The organism is candidate division WOR-3 bacterium (assembly GCA_011052815.1).
GTDB lineage: Bacteria > Hydrothermota > Tepidihabitantia > SM23-42 > SM23-42 > DRIG01.
Genome location: DRIG01000013.1, coordinates 1 through 11,150, shown reverse-complemented (window position 1 = coordinate 11,150; position 11,150 = coordinate 1). Strand labels below are relative to the sequence as shown.

Sequence of the window (11,150 nt, the reverse complement as noted above, 5' to 3'; positions counted from 1 at the left end):
TACCGCCGAACAGGATGAACAGATTAACCACTGTAGCGACCACAGGAAATGATATAGAGCCGATCACTGAAAGGAGCGGTATGCCGAAAGAAAGAACCATAACAAAAACAACAAAACCGGTGACGATGCATCCGATGTCGCCGGAACGAAATTTATTAATTCTTTTACATTGTTCAAAAACCTGATCTATCTTTTGTGGTGTAACCTCACACCACTTCAAGCTTTTCGGCACCACTCTCTTGATGGAAATGCCTTTGATGAAATTAAGTACAACGCAGGCGATGATAAAGGGCAAACCGGCAAGGATATTCTTTGAGGCGAATTGAAAAAGAAAACCCGTGATGATCAACAGTGCGGAAATCAAAGCACGCAGTCCGGGGCTGATTTTATCAAAGATGAAATAGACCTTATGTTCTTCCATATAATTCTTTCACTCCCACCGCCTTCCAGTAAAGAGGACAGGCGCCTTTGCAGATTTCGAGGTGAATGCATTCACGACATTCTTCAGGAGCGTATTCGATATTTTTAAAATAGCCCAGCATCTCTGAATTCCAGATAGTAGTGAACTTCTCGGTTAAGAGGGAACCGACCGGTTTACGCCAGGATGAACAGGGAATGATATTACCCAGTGGATCGATGCTCAGGAGACCGGTGATCGCGGCACAGGATTTGTTGCCGAACCCGTATGCAATGGGATTGAAGGTACACATCGGTACCGGTGAATACCATAGAAATTTAATATTCTCCTGCTCTGCACGATGTTTTACTCTCATAATATGATCTCCGACTTCGGAATAAGACACCCAGAGATCTTTCCTTTCTGAGGCACTGCCACAGGGAATTACCAGATTCATCGAAAGTCTCTGAAGACCGATCTTTTTTGCAAGAAGCACGATCTCCTCAAGATACGGCAGATTGATTCTTGAAACCGTCGTATTGGTATGTACGGGGATCCCTGCTTTCAAAAGCAGCTTTATTCCTTTTACCGTCGCATCAAATGAACCGAGCTTCCCGGTTGCCCTGTCATGCACTTCTGGATTGTGCCCCTCGATACTCACCTGGGCGCTCGACAGACCGGCGTCTTTCAATACCTGCACCCGCTCTTCGGTGATCAAGGTGCCGTTTGTAATGAGGTTCGTCCAAAGACCCAATTCAGATGCATATTTGACCAACTCGCACAGATCTTTCCGAAGCAGCGGTTCGCCGCCGGTGAAACTGACTGAAGGCACCTGGGCTTCTTTAATAATCTTGAACAGTACTTTCTTCGCATCATTTGTGCTCAACTCGCCGTATTCTTTCGCACCGACATAACAGAATCCGCAGTTCAGATTGCAGCGGTAAGTAACCGCAAATTCCGAAATCACCGGGTAATCGTTAAGTTCATTGTTGAACTCATAGTAACTTACTGCGGCACGCTCTTCGTTCTCACGCAGACATCCACTTATTATCGCCCTGAGATCACAGAAGAAAAAATGGATATCTCTTCTTCTGTTTTCATCACCACCCACGATATTACACAACTCACTGATGGAATGTCCTTTCAAAAGAAAATCAAGCATACCCACTGCCGACTGGTTGAGTTTATAAACCTGGTTGGGAATAAGAATCAAAAGATTGTCACGTTTTCGTACATAAATATATGGTTTTATCTTCGTCACGAATTCATCCACCCAGCTGATATCATAACCTGCAGTCTCTGCAGGTCGGGGTGAGACTTTTCTGATTGTCTTCAATCTTGACAGTCCGGGTATTTTTAAATATTTGAACATCAGTGTGCTCCCCCGCTCACACAGGCTGAATGGCATGCTGAATGACAGGCCGAATGGCAGGCTGAGTGACATGCCGAGTGACATGCCGAATGGCAGGCGTCGTGGCAGGCGGTGTGAACATAGCAGGCGCTGTGGCAGGCATCTGAACGGACGAACACAGAGTAATTCTGAATCGGTTCACTGTATGCAGTGAATGACGACTCCATTTCATTGTAATATCGATAATTACCGAATCGCCGGTTCAGAAGATAATCATAGTATTCTGACTTATTATATTCCTTATCAATCGGCTTTTCGGTCGAAGGCGCGCCGAACTTTTCCTCATAATATAATTTTGTCGCCTTTGGATCACAATCCCAGGATTTCATGGATACCTTTTCAACAACCTGGGTTATCAATGATTTTAATCCCTCCTGATTCAGTGAACCGTCTGATTTTATGGCATCGAGAAAAGCAGCTTCATAATATCTCAAACCGGTGGGCCTTTTAAGCACTTCGATCTTTAACGGCTGTTTCGACACAATACTTATTATACCGTTATCCTCCAATTTCGACGCCAGGATCGTAAGCAGTTTATTAATCGGATAATCAAGAAACAATACCGCTTCAATCAGATCGAGCTTCGCCACTTTCCCTGATTTTCTGAAGGTCGCGATTTCAATCTTCGGCGGCACCCAATCATCACGCAGCCAGCTCAGACTGGCGACATCACTGTAAGCACCCTTGATCTTCTTTGCCTTTTTGTTGCCGAAGAAGAGATAAGGAATAATGGAAATCAACATCCAGATTATCTCAAGTGGAAAAGTAAACCTCTTTTTACTTACAGGGGTTATCTTTATGGTACCGAACTTCTCCGTATTGAAATACGATGCCGGGATATACTGTTGGACCCTCAATTTTTCATGGGCCGCTACATTGTTTTTGTGAACACGTACTGTAAACCAGTAATCCCCTTCGTATTCCTGTCCATAATAAGAAAGCAGATACTTCTCATTCATAAACTGTTCGGTCCTGAAACCGTATTCATCGGGGACAACCTCTTTGCCCGCCACCTTTATCGGATAATAAATATAAAGGGTATAATGTTCCAGCGGTTCATCCCATTGCGCCGGTGCCCAATTGAGGACAACGAGTTCACCGAACTCACTGCTCGTCTTGGCAAGATTACCGCTCTTTCCCAGGTCGCCTCCGAAATGGAAAATGTAGGTGATTTCGCCGGGGCCGAATCTCCTGCCGCGGGCGAGGATGATGTCATACTTGGCGCCCAGATCCTTTATCTCAAGAGGATAGGTCCTGCCGTATTCATCGACTGCATAAGAATTTTCATAATTGAAGTAGGGAACGACCGTTTTTTCTTGAAAATAGAAACCACTCATTGTGCCGGAAACAACCCGCCAATGTACTTTGTAAACAAAATCCGCCCTTCCGTCGTTCCATAAAGAAAGATCAACCTCCACCCACTGAAGATCAGCAGACAGAGATATCAATACCAATAAAAAATTAATCATCTCCAGAATCTGAGGTTATCAGTAATAGATGGATTTAATGCGCAAACTATCCTTGCGAGGCTTCGATCCGCGCCCTCAGAAGGTCTGCCTGGGCAGCTATAAAAGCGGAATATGCTTCTTTCGCCTCAGACCAGGAGCTCTCATCAGGGAATGAATTCACAATACCGTGCCAGATTATTCTATAAACTTTTTTCAGTACTTCATCCGCATTCCCTTTGCCTGTGTATTCAAACTGGGCGACAACAGGAACAGGTTGAAAAACCGGTGTCGGACCGGCTACAAGCTCGGTCTGCGCACCAAGAAACACAACCCCCAGTTCTTCAATCACGTCTATATGCACTTTTATCGCACTCAGTACTGAAGCAACAGAATAATCAGCACTTGAAAATTTCATCCGCAGAACATTCTTTTCTATCTCACCATATGGCAACTGCATCTTTTCCTCCTTTCATCGCTTCTTTAAAAATAACTCGGCTGTAAAATTGCTTTCCACCATTAATTATATAAAATTGGAAGTGGAAGTCAACCAAAACAGCGGTGTCTTCTAAAAAGCAACAAGTTTTTCTGACAAAGGCGTATCTCCACCCTTCAGAAAATAGATACCGCTGCCGGGTGCTTTCCAGTACCTTTCATCTTCTCTCAGTTGGTGTACTTTTCGGCCGGTGATATCATAGATATCAATCATCACTTTGGAGATACCTCTGTCAATATAAAAAAGGCGTGGACCGAGCCGCTTCACCTCAACACCGGGGGATAACACCGGCGGAAATCTTTTTTCAACAACGGTCTGGGCCGTCAACCTTATCTGTTTCAACGCCTCAACACTATCACCCGCCGTATCTTTCAAAACCAATCTGACTTCATAGTCACCCGGAACCAAACCCGCTGTATTCCAATAATCGAGTGTATCCCAGCGGACCTCTACATACCTCTGCCCTGCTACAGGGGACCACACAGAATCACCTGCCAGCCGATAAAAGAGCTGGTAATGGTCAAAATCCAGAGGTTGATATGGACCCACATCAACCCAGGCGGAACCGATGATTCCGACGGTATCGTCCACGCTGGCTTCGGACGGAGCTGTGACCGCAGCGACGAAGACAATCGAAGTATCAGAAACAACCGGTTCCTCAGGGAATTGGCTGTTAACGATTATTCCCACGGAAGAGCCAGTAATCCAGATATGGCCTAAGGGCATTGAACAATAGCCGAGGAAACAAATGCCGTGATCTTTCGTTATAACATCTGTCATAATGCTTGAAAGTACAACACAAACAAAGGCATTACTGCTTGCCTCAATATGACCGCCACTACCGTCACAAAAAGCATTTTCAATCACAGTATAACTATTTGCAAAACCACACAATTCTCCAAATATCGAACTTGTCAGGTGTACATAACTGGAATCACTCGGATACAGATTCCAGGTCTGGACTGAGGTATTAATCAGGTGATAATTACGATCAGTAATCGGCAGTACATAATCATTATAATGAAGACCATTCACCAGACCGGAAATATCAAAGGAATCAACACCTTCAAACATTAGACCCGTAACCCGCAATTCAGAATCATTTATCGTTATATCAGAACCCCTCAGTGGTATCACCGCCCACATACAATCTGTTGAACTGTCAATCTCAACATGATAACCAACACCACTAACACCGCTCAATGTTGAATCAAAATAATATCCATAAACAGTATCACCTGCAGGAAAGACGAAGTCCACAAGAGAAGAATCGTTAAAGAAATACCAGGTAAGTAAATTATTAACATTATGAAATTCTGCATAGGTGCTATGATCAAACAGCCATTCCCCGGTAATACCAACATCATTAAGAAAAACATTACCCCGTTCAAAAATAACTGCAGTTATCCAGTCCTGATTTACAACATTATCCATAAATATCCGGGCATCTCCCTGGAGAAAAACATTAATCGGATACCCATTAAATCGGGTATCTGCATTGGTTAGCGAAAAATACCCTGAGTCGACTACTGATATTATATATTGATATATGTAATGCTGTAGAAATTTTGCCGAGCTCGAATCAATGAACGCCTTCCCTGAATTACTTATCATGATATTTCCATCAAGATTAAAGTCCGCATTCTTAACATTAAGCACACCATCATTGATAATGATTATATTCCCGTTATTATAAAAATAGCCAGTAACATAAAGCGTCTCTGCAGCCTGGTCACCAATAATAATATCACCCCGCGTATATTGTATCTCGTAATTATTTAAATACCGTAACCGGGCTCCGCAGGCCATCTCACTGGGTTCATAATACCGGCTTCCTACGGTTGCAACCGTGTTATCACAATTAAAATATGACCTCAGCACTGCAGTTGCGGCATCGAACTGGTTCTGGTTTATACCCAAGACACATAAAAAAAATAAAATCATAATTCCTCCTTTTTATAATTCTATATACGGCAAAATTTTCTGGAAAAGCTTTTCTCCGATCCCTTTGACTTCTTTCAGATCACTCAATCTCTGGAATCCTCCGCATTTTTCCCGGTATTCAATAATCCTTGCCGCAATCGATGGACCGATACCGGGAAGGTCCATCAGGTCGTCGGCTGAAGCGTAATTTATTGAGATCCTGACCGCTGATTCCTCTACGATCACCTGGTAATTTCTTTTGAAATTCTGCCGTCTTATATAACCGACGACATTTATGATGATGAGAACAGCCACCATAATCAAAAGAACTATCGTCTCTCTCCGACTCATGCTTTATCTTCGGCGACAGCGATCAATATAAAAATCTGGGATATACGATCTTCAAAAGGAAGTTATACATGGTATCAAGACTTTCTTTACTGCATTTATCGACTGTATCGTCTTTCGAATCCCAATAAGGATAATCAAAATCAATAATATTAACGGCGCGTATACCGTATTTTATCAATGAGATATGATCGTCTTTAATGTAGTATTTCACCACCGGAAGGAAAACCAGCGGCGCCACCTCCATACCGATTTCCCAGAGAGAATCGACCAGCTCAGGGAAAAATTTTGTGGAGTTGCCTTCTTTAAAGATCTGCAGATCGGCGTCTCCCACCATATCGACGACAATGATAAAAGAATAATCATCAACACACCGGGCGGCGAAATGCTCTGAACCGATGAGATCCGCCTTATCCACATCTTCCCCGTCGAAAAATATTATATCGACCGCCATCTTCGAGGGGTTCACCTCAAGGGTATCCACCAAACTCAAGAGCAACGCCACTCCCGAACCGCCGTCATTGGCACCCGGGCAGCCGACATCAGAATCCCAATGGGCGGCTATACCGATCCTTCGGTACTCACCCGGGAAACTCTGTTTGATATTATAGAACCACGTGCCGCGGGTGAAGAACGAATCGACTTCAGGGGCGCTTAAATTATCCACTATAAAATTTTTGGCTCTCTGATGTCCCTCAGTACCCGGTACGCGTTCCCCGATCTTACAAAAATCGACCAGATAATCATAAGGGCTTCTGGCGAACACCGGTTGGACGGCAATAAAAAAAAGAAGAGAAAAGACTATGACTAAAAGTTTATGTTCACCCATGCATTCACTCCGATCCTACGGGAATTCTGTTCACTGTTCATATCATCATTCCGACTGTAATCGATATTGGCTCCGCCGGTCACGCTCGAGGAAAAGTTGTAGGACAAACCGATATTCGTCCCCATGGTACTCGTATCATTCGTCGGTTTGCCAACGGTATTATAATAATTCGTCGTGCGGTTGTAATTCACGCTGAGGTTGATTGAAAGATTTGAAGTGAATTTAAGACCGTGCAAAAAAGGCAGACCGATGCCACGCGGTGCACTAAAGGTATATGCTACTGTAGCAGTTCCGCCTCTCGTTATCATCCGCGAATGTGACTCAGATGCTCCCGCATAATCAACCGAGTTTGTTTCCGTATAAGTAACATCGACGTTCGTGGAAATACCTCTCTTCCAATTACACTGCCAGCTCGCCAGGGGTGAAAAACTCAACCCTTTTGAATCAGACGTCAATGTTGCAGCACTGTCAGACGGGATTTCATATCTCTTTTCCAGGGTTTGATTGAAGCCGGTGGTGATTGAAGAAGAACGGCAGTACTTTTTCAAAAAGGGCAGGGATTCCAGTCTTAAAATCCTCACCATTAAATTAGGATACATCACTGTATTTATCCGAACTTCATCCCCGCCGTAATTAAAGGCTCTGTTCACCGTACCGTTGTAGCCGCCGTTTACAGTGACAAATTTCAGGTTCAAACCCGAGGACGCTCCATAGGTATCCGTCATACTTCTTCCCGGATAACTTCCCTGGGCGATCTCATCAGCGGGGATGGAATCACTTATTCCCCATTGATATCTGAATTCCGGCCGCACTTTGACATTCAGATAACTCGAGCTTCGCTGCCGTGACCAGTTAAGAGAAGGATTTTGTAAATAGTTTATAAAATCCTCGATCTTCTTGGCAAACCATGCCGGGGAGCCCGTTATCTGAAGTGAATCTTTTGTCTCATCACGCAGCCTTGTAAAAAATCTCACGATATCTTTGATATTGACCTGCCCTTCAAAACCGTATCTTCCTGAATTCGATACATTCCGTAAATCTTCATCCTGTCTTATCTCGAATCTGTAATCTTCATTATAACTGGAGTTGAAGTATAAACGGGGTGAAATAATCTTTAAATCCCTTGATAAAGAAGCATTCACACTCTGCGTTCTTCCCACCTCTTCTCCATAGCGCTTTCTTCCCAACACGGAATCACGTGACTGGGAAAAAGTGTAGGTGGCGTTTAAAATCGCATGCGGAGAATAAGTGACGGAAAAGGACGGGGTTAAAGTCCGCTTCCGCCTTGTCGCGTATTCGGATTCTTTGAAAGCTGAATCCACGTCTGTACGATAATACGACTTGACGGAATTATCGGTATAGAGCGCGCTCAAACTGATATTCTTCGGCAGCGGCGAAAAGACCTGGTTCAAAAATTTAATATCAAATTTCGGATCCAGAGTGTAGGCGGCACGGTAGTTGCTGATGTCCGAAGTGTCGGCGCTCAATGCGCTTCGGGAATATGACTGGGAACGATCGTGGTCAAAGGATAATCTGTCTATGGTATTCTTCAAAAACCAGTGTTTTGAATTCGTTTTGGAGGCATGGATCGTATATGATTTCATCAAAGTTCTGGATACCTGTTCACTGCGGTCTTCTTCACTGAGTTCTATATCGTCGGCGTCAATTGAAAAACGCGGCTCCTGTGTATACTTGCGATAATTGAAACCTACGGGAATACTGAACCCCCATGTTTTCGGGAAAAATTTATCCAGTGATACATTGGAGTTGAAAGAATAGCCGCGGCCGGCGCTGGACGTTGAAATATCTTTGGATTCTGACAGTCTTTTGAACCGGCCGTTCGACTCATCAAAGGCGAAAGAGACCGAAGCGAAATCGGCGAAACTGAGTGAACCGTTTCCTCGCAGGATCCTCCCCACCTCACTTTTCGGAGCTCTCAATTTGACATCATTGAACCAGATGGTGTCGGTCAACAAGGTGACGTATTGATTTCTGATTCTGATTTCCAAAAATTGATTCTTCGAGAGCGAAGGATTCCCTACCACCGTGTGTACTGAATCACTGATCGTATCCGCAGGATTCACTTTCTGTTTTTTGAGCTCGAGAAAACGCTGCATGGATACTTTGAAAAGGCGATAGTTGTTATATCCTATCGTCCCATTATTGTACTCTGTCGTATACTCGTAATAATTCAAACTATCACTGCCCAGCCTGATTGATATCAATGGGTTTGAATGCTTCGCCTGGAAATAAAATGTCAGGGTGTCATAAGCACGATAGTCTTCATTATCATCCGTCTGTCGGTGGGCGACACAGACATGCCCCTGTTGAATATTCTCCAGTCGAAATTCAAGCCCTCCTTCGGTCTTCGCCTGGCCGAATTCATCAGTCTCGGTCGGATAGGGGGATTTATAATAAGTATGGGTCTTGGTATTCACCGGGGTCAGGGTGAAGACTTCATCCGGTCCCGGTCCTGTCTTATCACCGATGATGCCGTAATTCTTCCATCTGCTGCCGGTCGCACTTATCTTATATATCAAAAGCGTCTCAGTGGAGGAAAAACCGTCAAACCAGATCCTCACATATTTGATGTTATGCCAATCGGGCTGTCCCACCACAAGGTCCCAGGTTGAGTCCTTAATCGCAACACGAAACATCTTCCAATCATCGCGTAATCCGGATTCCTTGATTAAATAACCGGTGGAACTGGTATCGTCGAGGTCTATGGAATAACTGTAATATTCATTCTTGGAATTCAAACCACCGTCCCGATCAATGTCTTCGGTATCCCAGAGTTTATTTCCTTCGGTTCCATTTATTGTACCTGAATAACCGTAATCTTCATAGTCGTCATTCCCGTCGTCTCCGGCGATGTCGTCATCGTCATTGCCGTATACGCCGTCCAGACCGGTATCCTCGTCGTTCTGTGTCCAGACACCGTTCATATCCTTATCCTCATCCTCTTTGGTGCCGAGACCCACAAGTACTCCGTTTTTGTCCCTGCGTAACTGGTCCTCACTGATCTCCTGTGCAAAATCAACATGTATCCTACCGCCCTTTCCTTTTATAATCAATTCCAGATTCTCTACATCGCTGAAGTTTTCACCATAGATATACTGGGTCAAACCACCGAAAGACAGGGTATCGTCCGGGGTAAAAATAATCTTCAAAACATCGGCGATCTCATTCGGATCAAGCGGTTCTTCATAAATATCACTTGCCTGAAGGCGCTCTTCATTTCTGGGGTTGAACCAGATAATCCTCTTCTTGACAAAATTTGAATCCTCCCGTCCTACTGGTTTGGAGCACAAAACCCAGGAAGACCTGTTTATGGAGACGTCATTACTGATGATGGTCGAGGACTCCAAATCATCCAGAAAAACTTCACCTTTGGCATTAAGATTGGAAAACGAGTATGCTCCTTCGAAATTGATATTAAGTTGCGACGGTGTTTCGGTCTCAACAAGGGGTAACCGATCCACCAATCTTGTAATGAAAGGCAACTTTTGAGGATAATTGAAATCGACCTCCCACACCATCCTGTTAAATGGTTCTTCTCTCAAACGGACGTGCTCAGCGGGATAGGATTCAGTACGATAGAAGAATGAAGAACCGAGAGCGGCGTCGCCGAACGGTCTCATACTTCCCCGAAGGCCGACCAAAGACTTTTCCGCAGCCGAGAAAAAAGGAGAATACTCCACTTTAATCCTCACCTTCTGTGTCGGAAGAATCGGTTTTTTGAATTCGAGTTTCCCGCTTTCATAATCCACATGATAATCTTTGATTGAATCCTGGAGTACCTCATCGACATAAACCCACACCTTTTCCACATTCTCGGGTAAGGTATAAACAGGTTTCGCTTCAGTGGTCTTTGCATAAATATAATATTTACCTGTACCGACCATATACGGATCATTATAAATCTGAGGATCCGGCTCGTCCAGAACGCTCGAATCGGCGAACGGCTCGCTCTTCGGAAATATCAGAAGTCCTCTGCCTGAAAAGAATACTCTGTTCTCATCCACCAATCCGTCCTTTGGACTCTGATCAAGTCCCAGAAGTTCGATGAACGGTACGTCATTCTGTCGATCCCGATGTTCACCACCGGAAGCGATATAGTAAATACGCAGTGAATCAAGACGGGACCCCGGGCTGACGATTTGATAATAGTTTTTCTGTTCATAATGCCAGGTGTAGGAAGATGTGTCTGAATACTGAGGACATATCAGTTTCAGCTGAATGGTATCCTCGGGGTTTTCCCAATTGATCACACCAACGGTATCAATCACGCCGCTGGTGTT

Annotated in this window: 8 protein-coding genes; all 8 read right to left on the bottom strand. The window is 44.3% G+C overall.

The window, feature by feature from the left end:
* Window positions 1–421: hypothetical protein (locus tag ENI34_00950; protein ID HEC77694.1), on the bottom strand; the 421-nt coding region annotated here is incomplete at its 3' end.
* Window positions 408–1,853 (bottom strand): radical SAM protein, encoded by a 1,446-nt coding sequence (locus ENI34_00945; protein ID HEC77693.1) that lies wholly within the window; start codon window positions 1,851–1,853, stop codon window positions 408–410. The genes ENI34_00950 and ENI34_00945, both read right to left, overlap by 14 nt.
* Window positions 1,769–3,277: a hypothetical protein gene (locus tag ENI34_00940; protein ID HEC77692.1), complete on the bottom strand. Its 1,509-nt coding sequence runs from the start codon at window positions 3,275–3,277 to the stop codon at window positions 1,769–1,771. The genes ENI34_00945 and ENI34_00940 overlap by 85 nt, the downstream gene beginning before the upstream one ends.
* Before the next feature lie 46 nt (window positions 3,278–3,323).
* Window positions 3,324–3,713 carry a hypothetical protein gene (locus ENI34_00935; GenBank protein HEC77691.1) on the bottom strand — a complete coding sequence of 130 codons (390 nt, stop codon included), beginning with the start codon at window positions 3,711–3,713 and terminating at the stop codon, window positions 3,324–3,326.
* Between the two features lie 108 nt (window positions 3,714–3,821).
* Window positions 3,822–5,693 (bottom strand): hypothetical protein, encoded by a 1,872-nt coding sequence (locus tag ENI34_00930; GenBank protein HEC77690.1) that lies wholly within the window; start codon window positions 5,691–5,693, stop codon window positions 3,822–3,824.
* Window positions 5,694–5,705: 12 nt separating this feature from the next.
* Window positions 5,706–6,023, bottom strand: a complete 318-nt coding sequence (locus ENI34_00925) for a helix-hairpin-helix domain-containing protein (GenBank protein ID HEC77689.1) — start codon at window positions 6,021–6,023, stop codon at window positions 5,706–5,708.
* Window positions 6,024–6,045: 22 nt separating this feature from the next.
* Complete coding sequence (locus tag ENI34_00920) at window positions 6,046–6,849, bottom strand: M28 family peptidase (GenBank protein HEC77688.1); 804 nt, start codon at window positions 6,847–6,849, stop codon at window positions 6,046–6,048.
* On the bottom strand, window positions 6,828–11,150 hold a 4,323-nt coding region (locus ENI34_00915; GenBank protein HEC77687.1), incomplete at its 5' end, for a hypothetical protein. The genes ENI34_00920 and ENI34_00915, both read right to left, overlap by 22 nt.

Bases quoted from the DNA above. Each gene is read 5' to 3' on its own strand.
- ENI34_00940 (HEC77692.1), bottom strand. From the start codon at position 3,277: ATGATTAATTTTTTATTGGTATTGATATCTCTGTCTGCTGATCTTCAG.
- ENI34_00925 (HEC77689.1), bottom strand. From the start codon at position 6,023: ATGAGTCGGAGAGAGACGATAGTTCTTTTGATTATGGTGGCTGTTCTC.
- ENI34_00920 (HEC77688.1), bottom strand. From the start codon at position 6,849: ATGGGTGAACATAAACTTTTAGTCATAGTCTTTTCTCTTCTTTTTTTT.
- ENI34_00945 (HEC77693.1), bottom strand. From the start codon at position 1,853: ATGTCACTCGGCATGTCACTCAGCCTGCCATTCGGCCTGTCATTCAGC.
- ENI34_00935 (HEC77691.1), bottom strand. From the start codon at position 3,713: ATGCAGTTGCCATATGGTGAGATAGAAAAGAATGTTCTGCGGATGAAA.
- ENI34_00930 (HEC77690.1), bottom strand. From the start codon at position 5,693: ATGATTTTATTTTTTTTATGTGTCTTGGGTATAAACCAGAACCAGTTC.